The sequence below is a fragment of the Polaromonas sp. genome (assembly GCF_035638815.1).
Taxonomy (GTDB): Bacteria; Pseudomonadota; Gammaproteobacteria; order Burkholderiales; family Burkholderiaceae_C; genus Polaromonas.
In genome coordinates this window covers 79,809-95,215 of the sequence record NZ_DASQZG010000013.1, presented here as the reverse complement: position 1 = coordinate 95,215, position 15,407 = coordinate 79,809, and the positions used below count along the sequence as shown (strand labels likewise).

Below are 15,407 nucleotides of genomic sequence, written 5' to 3'. Positions count from 1 at the left end.
CCGTAGGCCGGGGCGCACAGCAGCAGCCAGCCCAGACCTATTCGGCGGCCACCGCGGCCGGGCTCTGGACAAAGCGCTCAATCCGCTCCAACACCGGCGCCAGACCCCGCAAAGGCCTCGCAAGGGCGGCCACCAGGGTGACGTGGCTCACTTTTTCATAAATACTGATCCCCGCAGGGGCGCCTGCCGCCGTTAGTTTGCGGGCCAGGGCTTCGGAATTGCGCACAGGATTTACCGTGGTGTCGGCGCGCGCAGCCATCAGCAGCGTCGGCGGGGCCTTGCGTGATACATGAAACAGCGGCTGGGAGTCGGCAGGCGTACCAGGCCACTCAAATGCCACCTGAACATCAGGATTGACGATCGGCAAGAAATCGTAGGGACCGGCCATCCCAATCCAGCCGGCCAGCTGTGCGGGGTTCAGACCCACGCCACCCAACCATCGTGCGTCCAGCGCCAGCATGGCGGCGTTGTATGCGCCGGCGCTATGACCCATCACAAACACCTGGCGCGGGTCGGCACCCAACTCGGCCAGATGATCAAACGTCCACAGCACGGCCTGTGCGCTGTCCTGTAAAAAGACTGGATACCTTACCTGCGGGCTCAAGCGGTAGTCAGCAATCACTGCGGTGATGCCCTTCGACGCCAGCGCCTCACCCACAAAGCGATAGGTATCGCGCTCGCCCATAGTCCAGCTGCCGCCATAGAAGAACACGACCACGGGGCCAGGCTGTTGTCGCGTCACGGGCAGATAGACGTCCAGCTGTTGGCGGGGATCCGGTCCATAAGGAACCGCAGAGCGCAGGGTGTAGCTGTCCGTGGGCACCAGGGCATTGAGCGCACCGGCAGCCGAGCAGCCGCCCAGCGTGCCGACAGCGGCTACCGATGCGAGGACCAGCCAGCTACGCCAGAGTAAAAAGCAGTTTTTCAGGGTCATGTCAGAGGTACGCCCGCCAAGCCGTGCCGGATTCAGCTCAACGGAAGGGGATGCACCTGAATTGCTACATTTTGTATAGCGAAAAATCCCCGTGGTACCTGGGAAAAAGCCCTATTTGATCACGCAACCCGGCAGATTTTGAGCATATTGGTGCCCCCAGGCGCACCCATGGGTTCGCCGCAGGTGATGGCATAAACGTCTCCACTTTGCACAATCTCGCGGCGCAACAAGTGGCCCTCGGCCTGTTCCAGAGCGGTGTCGCGGTCGGCGCTGGTGTCCATGAGCAGCGGACGCACATTGCGGTACAGCGCCATCTTGCGCTGTGTCGCCAGACGCGGTGTCAGGGCATAAATCGGCACGCGAATGTCATGGCGGCTCATCCACAACGGGGTGGACCCGCTGTCGGTCAGGGCAACGATGGCTTTGCAGCCCAGATGGTGCGCCGTAAACAGCGCGCCCATGGCAATGGACTGATCAATGCGCGCAAAGGTCTTGCCGCTGAAGTCAGCGTCCAGCGGCGCGTACTCCGCCTTCTCGGCCTCCAGGCAGATGTTGGCCATTTCTTCAATGGTCTCCAGCGGGTACTTGCCCGCCGCTGTTTCAGCACTCAGCATCACGGCGTCGGTGCCGTCAAGCACGGCATTGGCCACGTCGCTGACCTCGGCGCGGGTTGGCACCGGATTGAGAATCATGGACTCCATCATCTGGGTGGCGGTAATGACAACCTTGTCCTGTGCGCGCGCCATCTTGATCATGCGTTTTTGCAGGGCCGGCACCGCGGCGTTGCCAACCTCAACAGCCAGGTCGCCACGCGCGACCATGATGCCGTCGCTCACCCGCAAAATGCTTTCCAGATTCGGGATTGCTTCGGCGCGTTCGATTTTTGCAATCAGGCCCGGCTTGTGTTTGTACTGCGCTGCGGCGACGTTGCAGAGCTGACGCGCCATTTCCATGTCGGTGGCGTTTTTCGGGAAGCTCACCGCCACATAGTCGGCCTGAAAGCTCATGGCGGTACGGATGTCCTCCATGTCTTTGGCGGTCAGCGCCGGAGCCGTGAGACCACCGCCTTTTTTGTTGATGCCCTTGTTGTTGGACAACTCGCCGCCAAGCTTGACGGTGGTGTGCACCTCTTCACCGCGCACGGCATCGATGGTCAGCACAATCAGGCCGTCGTTGAGCAGTAGAACGTCGCCAGCTTTGACATCGCGCGGCAGTTCTTTGTAGTCCAGCCCCACGCCCTTGATGTCACCCAGCTCGGTACGCGACGCATCGAGAACAAACTTTTCTCCAGACTCGAGCATCACCTTGCCTTCGGCAAATTTGCCGACGCGGATTTTCGGGCCCTGCAGGTCAGCCATGATGGCCACTTCGCGCCCGGCCCGCTGGGCTGCCTCGCGCACCAGACCTGCCCGGTCAATGTGATCCTGCGCAGTGCCGTGACTAAAGTTCAGGCGGACTACATTAACGCCCGCGCGGATCATTTTTTCAAGCAGGGCGGGGTCACTGGATGCGGGGCCGAGGGTGGCAACAATCTTGGTAGCGCGGCGTTGCAGGCGGGACATGAGGGCGGTCTCCAATGTAATTAAGTTCCCATTTTCACACGCACAGGTTACAACCCGGTTACCAGGGCGTAGCGCCCGAGCAGACTGACCGTTGCCAGCGCAGCACCCGGAAGCGCAGAGACCGTGCGCGAGCACATTTTGCAAAAAAAGTGGCTTGGGCCCAGTATCGACGGCGCAGTTAGCTATGTTTTTCGTAGCGAACGAACAACAATCAGCCTTCGGCGCGCGTCGAAAGGATTTCAAAGGCAGGCAAGGTCTTGCCCTCCAGCACCTCCAAAAATGCCCCACCACCGGTCGAGATATAACCCACATCTTTTTCGATGCCGTACTTGGCGATCGCAGCCAGGGTGTCGCCCCCGCCGGCAATGCTGAATGCGCTGCTTGCAGCGACAGCCTCGGCAATGGCTTTGGTGCCCCCCTCAAACGCTGCAAATTCGAACACGCCGACTGGCCCATTCCAGACAATGGTGCCCGCTGCCATCAACTGCTCGGCCAGTTTTTTAGCTGTCTCGGGACCAATGTCCAGAATCAGATCGTCTTCTTCCACATCACCGGCAGCCTTCACGCTGGCGGCAGCCTCGGCACTGAAAATCTTGGCTGTGACCACATCGGTCGGAATCGGCACCTCGGCACCGCGCGCCTTCATCGCGGCAATGACGGCTCTGGCTTCATCAAGCAGTTCTCGCTCGGCCAGGCTTTTGCCGATGGCAAGGCCATTGGCCAGCATGAAGGTGTTGGCAATTCCGCCGCCCACAATCAATTGATCTACCTTGCCAGCCAGCGCCTTGAGGATGGTCAGCTTGGTCGAGACCTTGCTGCCGGCGACGATGGCCACCAGCGGACGCTTGGGGTTGGCCAGCGCTTTGGAAATGGCGTCCATCTCTGCGGCCAGCAAGGGACCGGCACAGGCGACTTTGGCAAACTGCGCAATGCCGTAGGTAGAGGCCTCGGCGCGGTGCGCCGTGCCAAAAGCGTCGTGCACAAAAATATCGCAGAGGGCGGCCATCTTGCGGGCCAGCGCCTCGTCGTTTTTCTTCTCGCCTTTGTTGACGCGGCAGTTTTCCAGCAGGACCAGCTGACCGGGCTGCACGTCCACACCGTCAGTCCACGCCGTCAACACCGGAACCTCGCGCTGCATCAGTTCACCCATGCGTTTTGCCACGGGCGCAAGTGAGTCCTCGGGCTTAAACTGCCCCTCTGTCGGGCGGCCAAGGTGCGAAGTCACCATCACGGCAGCGCCCGCGTCCAGCGCCATCTGGATGCAGGGAATGGAGGCGCGGATGCGTGTGTCTTCCGTGATGCTGCCGCTATCGTCCTGCGGCACATTCAGGTCGGCACGAATAAATACGCGCTGGCCTTTGACAAGACCCTGGGCGCAGAGATCGGAAAAGCGGATGAATTTCATGAAGGGCTCGCAATAAAAGACAGGGGCAAATCGCCCAAGCCTCAAATTGTAGGGCGCGACCATGGCGCCTCCGTACGAGCCGGGGCCGCGGAACCGGCTTTGGCGGGCCGCAGGCGCAGCGGCCCCCTCGGGGGGCAGGGAGCTACACGCAGTGAGCGACCGTGGGGGCGATATTTACCACCCCAAGCCTACATGCAAGGGAAGGTACACGGCCATGCCGGCAATGATGGTGCCCAGCACGCCCTTGCGCCAGAAAAACCAGGCGGCGCCAGCCAGTGCTGCAAAAATTCTGGCGTCTTGCCAGGTGCTGATCAAATGACCCTGGGTCATCACAATTTCGGGGACGATGACGCCCGACAGCGCTGCAATCGGGGCATAGTGCATGCCGCGTTGTGCCCAATTCGGGAGCGTCCAGGAGCGGCCGGAAATAAAGAAAAACGACCGGGTGATCACCGTGACGACAGCCAGCCCGACGATGGTGACGACGGTCCATATATCCGTCTGGTTCATGCAGCACCTCCAGCATGCGGCGCGGGAGGCCGGGACTTTTCCAGAATCAGGCACACAGCGACTGCAGCCGCAATGGCTACCAGAATATTAAGCTTGAGCGGCAGGGCAAATGCAGCGACCGCTGCGGCCCCGGCCACACCAGCAGCCACCACACGCAAACGATCCGTCGCGAGCGCGCACGTGATGCCGACCAAGGCAAGGATTCCCGCAAAACCCAACCCCCACGCAGGCGGAATGGAGTTGGCCAAGGCGATGCCGAGCAAGCTTGCCCCCACCCAGCTTCCCCAGTTGACCGCGCAATTGCCCGCCAGATAGGCCTCCCGCGCCTGCAGTCCTGGAGTGTCGTCGTGCGCAGCCGGTTGGGGATAACGCTGTGTGAACAACACATAACTCAGATCTGCAGTGAAATACCCGCTGGCCAGGCGACGCCACAAGCCTTGGTGCATGAGGTACGGACGCAAATGGGCGCTGTAGACAACAAACCGCAGGTTGACGCAAAACGCAGTGGCCAGAATCACCCACATGGGTGCACCGGCAAGCATCAAAGGAATGGCCGCCAGCTGCGAGCTGCCCGCAAACACCAGCGTGGCCATGAGTACCGCTTCAAACAAACTCATGCCCGACTTGACCATGGCTACCCCTGTCATCAAGCCCCACGCCGCGATGCCGGGGGCCACCGGGAGCATGTCTCGCGCACCCACCCGAAACTCCGGATGCCTGAACAGGGAAGCGATCACGAACCTTCCCCCTTGACGGCAGTTGATTGAAAAACCATGCCTGGCTGCATCGCAAATCCCCGCACGAATTCAGCGGCCTCCAGCGGTTTTCCGCCGGGTTTTTGCAAGCGGGTGGCGCGCACTACGCCCTGTCGGGCGGCAATGTCTACCCCCTCCGGGCCAACCGCCAGAATCTGTCCCGGCACTGCACTCTCAGGTCGGGCGGTATTGCCCAATGCGGTGACCTGCCAGAATTTCACCGGCACACCCGCCAACGTGCTGACGGCGACAGGGAAAGGGTTGAAGGCGCGTACGCGGCGTTCAATCAGCGCCGAACTGGCAGCCCAATCAATGACCGCTTCATTTTTTTCAATTTTGTTTGCGTAATTAACGCCCGACTCCGGCTGTTTGCGGGCTACCAGCTCGCCACTCGATGTCAGCTCGAGCGCCTTAACAATCATGCGCCCCCCCACGGCCGCGAGGCGGTCATGCAGGGTGGCCGTGGTGTCGTCCGGGGAGATGGCGAGTTTTTCCAATAGCAACATGTCGCCCGTGTCCAGACCCGCATCCATCTGCATGATGATGATGCCGGTCTCTGCATCTCCCGCTTCAATTGCACGGTGGATGGGCGCGGCGCCACGCCAGCGCGGCAAGAGCGAGGCGTGAATGTTGAAGCAGCCCAGAGGGGGCGCGTCCAGCACCCACTGCGGCAGGATCAAGCCGTAGGCCGCAACCACCATGGCATCAGCCCGCGCCGCCTCAATCGCAAGCAGCGCGGCGGCGGCATCTTCTGGGAACTTGCCGTCCAGGCGCAGACTGCGCGGCTGGGCCACGGCGATGCCATTTTCCTGAGCAAACTGCTTGACCGGCGAGGCCTGGAGCTTCATGCCGCGACCGGCGGGCCGGTCGGGTTGGGTGAGCACGAGGGGGATTTCAAAACCTGCCGTGTGGAGCTGCGCCAGTGCCACACGGGCAAACTCAGGGGTACCTGCAAAAATAAGACGCATGCTGGTATTTTCACCGACGCGGCGACGACGGGTGATGCGGCGGGCGCCAGTGGGCTATCGCCCCAGCTTGATCATCTTGGTCTTGATGCGATTACGTTTGAGAGGAGACAGGTACTCCACAAACACCTTGCCCAACAAGTGATCCATCTCATGCTGAATGCACACCGACAACAGGCCTTCGGCGTTGTGCGTCTGCTGCTCGCCCTTCAAATCGAGGGCTTGAACGCGAACGGCAGTGGCGCGTTCTACGCCGTCATAAATTCCGGGCACCGAAAGGCACCCTTCATCGTTGACCACGGTTTCCGGGCTGGACCACACAATCTCGGGATTGATCAGCACCAGCGGCTGGTCACGCCCTTCGCTTACATCAATGACAACAACACGCTCGTGCACATCCACCTGCGTCGCAGCCAGACCAATCCCATCGGCCTCATACATGGTGGCCAGCATGTCCGCGACCAGTGCGCGGATGCGGCCGTCCACGGTGATCACGGGCTTGGCCACCGTATGCAGGCGTTGGTCGGGGTATCGGAGAATCGTCAGTTGGGTCATGGGGGCAGGCAATCAGATGTCGCTATTTTCGCTAATTTTCGCTAATTTTCGGTGCTTGCGTTGCCGCCAAATCGCATATTCGTTGCGTAATCAAGGGCTTAAGTACAGAATCGCTAGTGATTTATCAAGAAAAAACGCGGAGACGGCCAGCCGGCCAGCACCCGTGCCAGCCCCAAGGGCCTCAATGATGTACACAATTTTTGGTCGTTTTAGTCAAGTTTCAATAGCGCTCGCTCTGCTAGCCCCGCTTGGCAGCCTGCAGGCGCAAAACTTTCCTATCAGCCCCGACCAGAAGGCCACCGCCAGCCAGGTCGCCCAAACCGGCGTGCCCCTGAGCGAGCTGGCACCCAACGCCCCGGATGAATACACCGTCAAGCGCGGCGACACGCTGTGGGCCATTTCGGGCATGTTTTTGAAGAGCCCATGGCGCTGGCCCGAGCTGTGGGGAATGAACATCGACGAAATTCGCAACCCCCATCGGATTTATCCCGGTCAGCAGCTTTACCTCGACAAATCCAACGGCCGCGCCAGGCTGCGCACCAGAGGGTCTGCTTCAATGGATGGCCAGCCCGGCGACACGGTGCGGGTTTCGCCGCGCACGCGCTACGAATCCCTGTCTGATGCAGCTGTGCCAACGCTCTCCCCGCAGGCCATTGAGCCCTTTCTGGCTGAAGCCCTGATCGTTGACGAGGCCACCTTTGCGATGGCACCGCGCATCGTGGCCACTCAGGAAGGGCGGGTTTTGCTGAGCCGGGGAGACCGGGCTTATGCGAGAGGCACCTATTCCAGCAAGGAGGGCGGCAAGCCTCTGAGCGACGCCAAGGGTGAGCCCATCGATTACCGCGTGTTCCGCAACGCCACGCCGCTCAAGGACCCCACAACCGGTGAAATTCTGGGCTATGAAGCGCAGTTTGTCGGCAAGGCCGAGCTCATCCGCGGCGAATCCGTGGAAAACGTCAAAGACAAGGACGGCAAAGTCACCACAGAAACCGTCCCGGCAACCATCAACATCGTTGTCTCCAAAGAAGAAATGCGCGTCGGAGACCGGCTGGTGGCCGAGCCGCCACGCGAAGTTCTGAGCTATGTGCCCAGGGCTCCGGCCACCGCTATTGAAGGACAAATCGTCTCCATCTATGGCAGCGCCGTCCGCCTTGCGGGTGGAAACCAGGTGGTGGTGCTCAATCGCGGCAACCGGGATGGGCTTGAGCGTGGTCACGTCATGGCCGTTTTGTTAAGCGGGGCTGTTGTCACCGATCGCACAGATTCGCCCCGCACGCGGATCCGCCTGCCCAATGAGCGCAATGGACTTTTGATTGTTTTCCGTACATTCGAAAAAGTGTCTTATGCACTTCTGTTGCAGGTCGACGAGGGTGTAAAAGTGGGCGACCGCTTCAAAAATCCGAACTGATCAACCCTTCAACCGTCCCCACCATTCGTTGCGCCTACATTCGCGTGGTTTCACGGGTGTCTGACTGACTGTGCCGAACGCAATGGATTCCGCTGAACTCGCCGCCTGGTTGCGCCTCACGCTGACGCCGGGCCTGGGCAACACCGGCGTCCGGAAAGTGCTGGCTGCTTTTGGTTCGGCTCAAGCTGTTTTTGAACAAAGCACCCTCACCTTGCGCCAACTCGGCTCGGACCGACTGGCAGACGCCCTTCAGACCGAACCCGAGACCCTGGCCGCTCAACTGCAAACCACGCTCGACTGGCTACAGGGCGCCGACAACCGGCGCGTGATCACGCTTGGCGATGCCGCCTATCCGGCAGGGTTGCTCGACATCGAAGATCCGCCTTCCATGCTTTATGTGCTCGGGACCCAGGATTCACCGGCGCAACTTGCTATCGAAAGCAGAGCGTTTTGCCTGGCTATCGTAGGCAGCCGCAACCCCACGCCGCAAGGCGCTGCCAACGCCCGCCAGTTCGCAAAGGTTTTTGCACAATCCGGTCTTTGCGTCGTATCGGGATTGGCACTGGGCGTAGACGGCGCAGCGCATGATGGCGCGTTGCTGGGCGGCGGAACAACGGTGGCCGTCGTTGGTACCGGGCTGGACCGGGTCTATCCCAAACAACATCTTGAACTGGCGCACCGGATTGCCGAGCACGGTTTGATCATCAGCGAATTCCCGCTCGGAACACCACCCTTGATGTCCAACTTCCCCAAACGAAACCGCATCATCTCGGGGTTATCCCAAGGCACGCTGGTGGTCGAAGCGGCGCTGAAGTCCGGGTCCCTGATCACCGCGCGTCTGGCTGCCGAACAGGGCAAAGAGGTGTTTGCCATCCCGGGATCCATTCACTCTCCCCAATCGCGGGGTTGCCATGCATTGATCAAGCAAGGCGCCAAATTGGTGGAGTCTGCGCAGGACGTGCTTGAAGAACTCCAACTGCCACATGTGCCAACAAGTCAGGATACCGCTCGCGATACCGAAGACGCCGAACCACCACTTTTACCAGCGCTGGGCTTTGACATGGTGAGTCTGGACACTTTGCAGGCGCGAACCGGCATGGCAACAGCAGACTTGCAGGCACAACTCCTTGAACTGGAGATGGCTGGCCAGGTCACCCGACTTCCGGGCGGGCTGTATCAACGCCTGGGCTCGGCGTAATCCCAGCGAGGAGGGCTGAAGGGCAGCTTGGGTGAATTGGAAGGGCTGGCAGGCTGGGGCTTTAACTGCGTTATATTGGGTGCATGTTTGAAGTCTTGGTGTACGTTTATGAAAACTACTGGCAGGGTGATGCCTGCCCCGAGCTGCACCAGTTGAGCCGCAAGCTCACAGCAGTCGGCTTTGATGCTGAAGAGATCCAAGCAGCACTGGTCTGGCTCAATGGCCTGAACATTGCCGCCCAAAATACCCAGATTGACCTGCTGGAAACGGCCCCGGCTGACGATGCCAGGGCAACTGCGAAGCTTCCAAAGGGGTTTCAACCCCAATCTGAAGGCAGCCTGCGCGTCTATTCCGTGACCGAGCAGCAACACCTGGGTGCGCAGGCACTCGGGTTTGTGAGTTTTCTTGAATCTGCGGGTGTGCTGCCTCCGCACATGCGCGAAATCGTCATCGACCGTGCCATGGCCGCTCCGGGAGAGCCGTTGGCTCTGGATGATCTGAAAATCATTGTCCTGATGGTTTACTGGAGCTTCGGCGAAGAGCCGGACGCCTTGGTGCTGGACGAGCTGTGCGACGACGCCGATTTTCGCGTGGCTCATTGAGCCCCCACGCTTTTCACTTCGTGTAATGCGCTGCCCCCCGAGGGGGCGCTCGCCTGCGGCCCGGCGAAGCCGGTTCCGCGGCCCCGGCTGGTTTCAAACAGCCCCCCGCGTTCACATCAGGCTGGAGCTGAAATCTGTCTTAACCTAACAAGCGCTCGGGATTGGCGTCGAGCTTGGCCAGCGCGTCGCGCGTGGCGCGCACGGTGAGTGCTTCTTCTTCGGTGGGGACCAGCAGGCCTGCTTGCAGATAAGCCGCGAGACGGCGGGCCTGGATGAGGAAATTGCGTCCATCGGTCGAGGCAAACAGGTGCAATTGCCTGCGATCACTGCGCCAGGCAAATTGAACGTGGCTGACCTTGCTGTTGTGGTCCAGGCTAAACCAGGCACCCAGCTGCAACTCTTGCGCCCACGCGATCATGGCTTCGCTTGGCTGACTGCCCCCGTCGCCAATCACTTCGATATCAGATGCATCAATCCCCAGCATCATGACCAGGTTTTCGGTATCCAGTGGCAGGTCACCCACGTCTTCGTCCGAAAGATAGTCTTCCAGGTTGGCCAGTCTTTTGGACATTTCCTCGATGCGTTCCATGGAAATGGCGTCGGTCTTGGACATAAACGCATCAGCGAGGGTATCGCTGATGACCTTGAGATGTTGATCCTGAACCGGTAGCGTCATCCCCAACATGGACATGCCCGATCGCAATAGATGCAACAACTTGGGCAGGTCGGCTATCACGCGCGCTCTGTCGTTGCGGTTGGGCTTGGCACTTGCGGCCCAGACCAGATCGGCCGCAGCCTGCTTGAGAGTGACGGTATCTTTATGCTGGGCGCCGTTTTTCATGGCCGCAATCGCGAGTACTTCGGCCCAAATTTTGAAGAGAAATTCCCGAATTTCTTCGCGCACCGGCATGTCATTGAGCATGTTGCGCATCTCGATGGTGTACTGGATCGCCATGGTCTCCTTTTGCTCGATCTGCTGCGCCACGGTCACCACCCGTGCAGCGCTTCCCTGCTCGGAGAGAAATCTGGAGAGAAACTTCTGGAATTCGTCATACACCAGCTGAAACACCCGCCTCCCGGTCTCTGGATACTGCTCAATGACCTGCACAACGCGCTTGATTTCAATTTCCAGTGCGCCGCCCGCCACAGTTGCGTCAAAGCCCAGAACACACGAACCCATGCGGTCAATCAGGCGACGTGCCGGATGCTGCAGTGAACCGAAAAATTCCGGCTCGGAAATCGCGACGCGAAGAACCGGCATTTGCAGCCTGGCAAACCACACGCGGATGGCCGGCGGAATCCGGTCTTCAGAGAGAATGCTCTGAAACATCAGCGCCACAATTTCAATGGTGGCCTTTTCACTGGGGGTGGAGGCTGCTTGCTTCAGCTCGGTAGTGCGCTGACGTAATGCGCTTGCTGCACGCTCTACATGCTCGGCTCCGTAGACCTGGTCGGGGCCATCGGCTATTGCGTGCTCATACGCAGTGCTTGCTGCAGCGACACTCGTCGCCTGTGGCTTCGACAGCGCCCGGGCCAGCTGAGGCGACGCTTCGTGAATATGGGTTTCATCGAAATCAACCGCATGATCAGATAACAGGCGTTTAAGGTGCCCCATCACACCCTGTGCCCGCATACGGGCGCGCGCCAGCGGCGATGTGCCGGTTTGCATCCGGGTTTCGTCCTGTATGCCGTTCCGGGTGGCGCCCGCCTCTGCCCGTCCAGTCTCCCCCCCGGACCCGGCTCCTCCCGAGCGGCCCCCGCCTCGTTGCCCACCGCCGCCACCACCACGAAGGTGAGGGCTTTCGCGGAGATCCGTCGAATCGCCACTTTCAGCGCCGGGCGAAGTTCTGTTCGAGTTCGCAGCTTCCTGCCGGGCCGGTCGCTCTGCGGCGTCGGGCTTGCGCGCCGCGGGCGATGGTGTGCCGGCAGCAGACGGTGTACGCTTGACCAGCGCCCGTAAGTCAATGTCCACCATCACGTTTTCCTTGATCAGGAATTCGTTGGCGGCGTGATAGGCGGCCAGAAGATGTCCGGTAAGTTGTTGCTGGATCACATCCTGCGCACTGAGCCATAGCTCACGTGAAAGAGGCGTCAGAGTCCACTGTTCCACCAAGTTCTGCGACAAAACTTCCGGACGGAGAATGTCTTCCTTCCTCAGCTCCTCAACTTCTTCCAGCCCCTGAATACGCAGTCGCAAATCGTTGAGCTCCCAACTGGCGCTATCGAGCAGGCGCAAAGCCAGACGCGAGGCGAGGATTTTGTTCTCCATCACCTCATTGCCCATCAACTCGAATTTTCCGCTGTCCAGCGCCATCCGTGACACAGTGGCTGTAGGAGGCGTCAAAGCCTTTTTCCAGGCAACAATCGTGGCATTGACCCAAATCGCCTGGTTTTCCTGAAATGACAGCCAGGCATCGCGGCGATCCTGCATTTCCCGTGCATTACCGCTGACGTCCATCAAAGCCGAGAGTTTTGCCTTGACGGCATTGGCCACTTCCGGAAGCACACGCGCCGCATGTGCGACAAACAACTCCCGTGCTTGCCTTGCAAGAAAAAGATCGTTTTTGTTGTTTGCAGCCACGAATGGGATGGGTAGTTAGCGGTGCCTAAACCGTCGCACCGGCATTCGGGTCACTGGGATCCACGTCCTTCTTGACGGGAGCCTTGACCAGATCTTCACGCTTGATGCCTAGCCACATGGCGATAGCTGCGGCCACGAACACGGATGAATAAATACCAAACAGGATGCCGATGGTCAGCGCAAGAGCAAAATAAAACAGCGTCGGACCACCAAACAGCAACATGGAGAGCACCATGATCTGGGTAGAGCCGTGGGTGATGATGGTGCGGCTAATGGTGGAGGTAATGGCGTTGTCAATGATGCCCGTCGTGTCCATCTTCCGGTACCTGCGGAAATTCTCCCGGATACGGTCAAAAATCACCACGGATTCGTTGACTGAATAGCCCAGAACGGCCAGCACAGCCGCCAGCACCGACAGCGAAAACTCCCACTGAAAGAAAGCAAAGAAGCCAAGAATGATCACCACATCATGCAAATTGGCAATAATCGCCGCGACCGCATATTTCCATTCAAACCGGAATGCCAGATAGATCATGATGCCGACCACAACCATGGCGAGCGCCTTCAGCCCATCCTCGGCAAGTTCCTGACCCACCTGCGGCCCGACAAATTCGGTTCTCCGAAGAACAACCTGACCATCTGCGGCTTTCAGGGCCGCCATCACCTTATCGCTTTGCTGGGCAGTCGTCACGCCCTTTTGAGCCGGCAAGCGAATCATCACATCACGCGCCGTGCCGAAATTTTGCACCTGCACGTCCGTAAAGCCCAAACCCGCTACCGTTCCGCGAATCTTTTCAACGTCGGCGGGTTGGGAATAGCCCACCTCCATCACCGTGCCGCCCGTGAACTCTACCGACAGATGCAGGCCTCGCGAAAACAGGAAAACGACAGCCAGCGCAAAGGTTACGAAGGAGATCACATTGAAAATCAAGGCATGCCGCATGAACGGAATGTCTTTGTGGATTTTGAAAAATTCCATGAGCGCTCTTCTTGTCTTTTGTCTAGTTTGCCGACAGGGTTGATTTAGCCCCATGACCGGCGACATCTGTACCAACCGCCGGCCGCCAAACCGTGCCGATGGACACCGATTTAAGCTTTTTCTGCCGCCCGTACCAGAGATTCACCAAGCCGCGTGAGAAGAATACCGCAGAGAACATGCTGGTCAAAATGCCAATGACGTGGACCACAGCGAAACCCCTTACCGGCCCCGAGCCAAAGGCCAGCAAGGCCAGACCGGCAATCAGGGTCGTGATGTTTGAGTCCAGGATCGTCGCCCAGGCCCGCTCGTAGCCGGTATGGATCGCCGCTTGAGGCGCCGCACCGTTGCGCAGCTCCTCCCTCACCCGCTCATTGATAAGCACATTCGAGTCGATCGCCATACCCAGCGCCAGCGCCATGGCAGCCATACCGGGCAAGGTCAATGTGGCCTGCAGCATGGACAGCACCGCCACCAGCAACAGCAGATTCACGGCCAGAGCCAGACCGGAGAACAACCCAAAGAGCATGTAATAGCCCCCCATAAAGAGGCAGATCACCAAAAAGCCCCAGATCACACTCTGGAATCCCTTGCTGATATTTTCTGCACCCAGGGTCGGACCAATGGTGCGCTCTTCAATGATCTCCATGGGGGCGGCAAGCGAGCCGGCGCGCAGCAACAGCGCCAGATCGGCGGCCTCGGTCACACTCATGGTGCCGGAAATCTGGAATCGGTTGCCCAACTCGCTCTGGATCACGGGCGCCGTCAATACTTCACCCTTGCCCTTTTCAAACAGGACAATGGCCATTCGCTTTTTAACGTTCTCGCGGCTCACATCACGCATGATGCGCCCGCCCTTGGCATCTACCGTCAAGTCCACTTTTGGCTGCTGGCTTTGGGAATCAAACCCCGGCTGTGCGTCGGTCAGGCTTTCGCCGGTCAGGATCACCTGCTTTTTGACAATAACCGCCTGGCCGCTTCGCTCCAGAAAACGCTCGGAACTGAAGGGAACAAGCCCGGTGCCGGCCTCTGCAGCACGTCCCTCGGCGCTTTCATCAACCAGGCGCATTTCCAGCGTGGCAGTGCGTCCAAGGATGTCTTTGGCTTTGGCTGTGTCCTGCACGCCCGGCAACTGCACCACGATCCGGTCCAGGCCCTGCTGCTGAATCACGGGCTCGGCCACGCCAAGCTCGTTGATGCGGTTGTGCAAGGTAACAATGTTCTGCTTGAGTGCTTGTTCCTGAACCAGTCGCGCGGCTTCCGGTTTGATGCGGGCCGTCAGGCGGTATTCCGTACCATCGGGCGCGTCTGTGGCCTGAAGGTCCGGAAACTGGTCCTGAAGGATTCGTTTAGCGGCCTCCAGCGCGGGGGCTTCGCGGAATTTGATCTCGATGGCCTGGAGGTTGCGACTGATGCCGCTATGACGAATGTTCTTCTCGCGCAGCGCCAGGCGGATGTCACCCGCCACTGATTCCGCCTTTTTGGTCAGGGCCGCCTGCATGTCGACCTGGAGCATGAAATGCACCCCGCCGCGCAGATCAAGCCCAAGGTACATAGGCCGGGCATTCAACGCGGTCAACCAGTCGGGCGAGCGCGACAGCAAATTAAGCGCCACGACGTAAGAAGGCGACGCCGGATCTGGCGACAAGGCCTTTTCGATGGCGTCTTTCGCCTTAAGCTGGGTGTCGGTATCCCCAAAACGGGCCTTGACCGATGTGCCGTCAAGCGCAACAGCATCAGCATTGATACCGGCAGCCTTGAGTGCCTGCTCAACCCGCGAGACGGTTGCTGCGTCAATTTTGCTGCTGGCCTTGGCGCTGGAGACCTGCACGGCGGGTGCCTCGCCAAAAAAGTTGGGCAGCGTATACAGCGCGGCAATCAGCAATGCGAAGGCGATGATCGCGTATTTCCAGGCGGGATAACGATTCATGAGCGTGCGGTTCCTGGGGAAACTGG

At 59.6% G+C, this 15,407-nt stretch carries 13 protein-coding genes; 3 read left to right on the top strand and 10 right to left on the bottom strand.

Features of this window, described 5'->3' with window-relative positions:
• Positions 1 to 37: 37 nt before the first annotated feature.
• From VE934_RS08560 to def, 7 genes are all read right to left on the bottom strand, one after another.
• Positions 38 to 934 (bottom strand): alpha/beta hydrolase, encoded by an 897-nt coding sequence (locus VE934_RS08560; RefSeq protein WP_324886365.1) that lies wholly within the window; start codon positions 932 to 934, stop codon positions 38 to 40.
• Positions 935 to 1,053: 119 nt separating this feature from the next.
• The gene (gene pyk, locus VE934_RS08555; protein ID WP_324886363.1) at positions 1,054 to 2,496 is read right to left on the bottom strand and encodes a pyruvate kinase; all 1,443 of its coding nucleotides are present in this window, start codon (positions 2,494 to 2,496) and stop codon (positions 1,054 to 1,056) included.
• A 211-nt stretch (positions 2,497 to 2,707) separates the two neighbouring features.
• Positions 2,708 to 3,901 carry a phosphoglycerate kinase gene (locus tag VE934_RS08550; RefSeq protein WP_324886361.1) on the bottom strand — a complete coding sequence of 398 codons (1,194 nt, stop codon included), beginning with the start codon at positions 3,899 to 3,901 and terminating at the stop codon, positions 2,708 to 2,710.
• 174 nt (positions 3,902 to 4,075) lie between these two features.
• Entirely contained in the window at positions 4,076 to 4,411 is a 336-nt protein-coding gene (locus tag VE934_RS08545) for an AzlD domain-containing protein (protein WP_324886359.1), read from the bottom strand.
• Positions 4,408 to 5,097 carry an AzlC family ABC transporter permease gene (locus VE934_RS08540; protein WP_324886431.1) on the bottom strand — a complete coding sequence of 230 codons (690 nt, stop codon included), beginning with the start codon at positions 5,095 to 5,097 and terminating at the stop codon, positions 4,408 to 4,410. Before VE934_RS08540 ends, VE934_RS08545 begins: the two co-directional genes overlap by 4 nt.
• Positions 5,098 to 5,144: 47 nt before the next feature.
• Positions 5,145 to 6,134, bottom strand: coding sequence for a methionyl-tRNA formyltransferase (fmt, locus tag VE934_RS08535; protein ID WP_324886357.1), 990 nt, complete (start codon positions 6,132 to 6,134; stop codon positions 5,145 to 5,147).
• Positions 6,135 to 6,188: 54 nt separating this feature from the next.
• The gene (def, locus tag VE934_RS08530; RefSeq protein WP_324886356.1) at positions 6,189 to 6,686 is read right to left on the bottom strand and encodes a peptide deformylase; all 498 of its coding nucleotides are present in this window, start codon (positions 6,684 to 6,686) and stop codon (positions 6,189 to 6,191) included.
• A gap of 187 nt (positions 6,687 to 6,873) precedes the next feature.
• Between def and VE934_RS08525 the strand changes: the two genes are divergently transcribed.
• The 3 genes from VE934_RS08525 to VE934_RS08515 all read left to right on the top strand — a co-directional run bounded on the left by VE934_RS08525 (position 6,874) and on the right by VE934_RS08515 (position 9,894).
• The gene (locus tag VE934_RS08525; RefSeq protein WP_324886354.1) at positions 6,874 to 8,094 is read left to right on the top strand and encodes a LysM domain-containing protein; all 1,221 of its coding nucleotides are present in this window, start codon (positions 6,874 to 6,876) and stop codon (positions 8,092 to 8,094) included.
• Positions 8,095 to 8,176: 82 nt separating this feature from the next.
• Positions 8,177 to 9,292 (top strand): DNA-processing protein DprA, encoded by a 1,116-nt coding sequence (gene dprA / locus VE934_RS08520; RefSeq protein ID WP_324886352.1) that lies wholly within the window; start codon positions 8,177 to 8,179, stop codon positions 9,290 to 9,292.
• Positions 9,293 to 9,375: 83 nt separating this feature from the next.
• Positions 9,376 to 9,894 carry a DUF494 domain-containing protein gene (locus tag VE934_RS08515; RefSeq protein ID WP_324886350.1) on the top strand — a complete coding sequence of 173 codons (519 nt, stop codon included), beginning with the start codon at positions 9,376 to 9,378 and terminating at the stop codon, positions 9,892 to 9,894.
• Positions 9,895 to 10,033: 139 nt separating this feature from the next.
• On the opposite strand, the gene VE934_RS08510 is transcribed toward VE934_RS08515, so the two are convergent.
• From VE934_RS08510 to secD, 3 genes are read right to left on the bottom strand one after another with little or no spacing between them, the layout of a single operon-like run.
• Positions 10,034 to 12,475, bottom strand: coding sequence for a DUF1631 family protein (locus VE934_RS08510; RefSeq protein ID WP_324886348.1), 2,442 nt, complete (start codon positions 12,473 to 12,475; stop codon positions 10,034 to 10,036).
• 25 nt (positions 12,476 to 12,500) lie between these two features.
• On the bottom strand, positions 12,501 to 13,454 hold the full coding sequence (gene secF, locus VE934_RS08505) for a protein translocase subunit SecF (protein WP_324886346.1): 954 nt from the start codon (positions 13,452 to 13,454) through the stop codon (positions 12,501 to 12,503).
• A gap of 22 nt (positions 13,455 to 13,476) precedes the next feature.
• On the bottom strand, positions 13,477 to 15,381 hold the full coding sequence (gene secD, locus VE934_RS08500; RefSeq protein ID WP_324886344.1) for a protein translocase subunit SecD: 1,905 nt from the start codon (positions 15,379 to 15,381) through the stop codon (positions 13,477 to 13,479).
• Positions 15,382 to 15,407 lie beyond the last annotated feature (26 nt).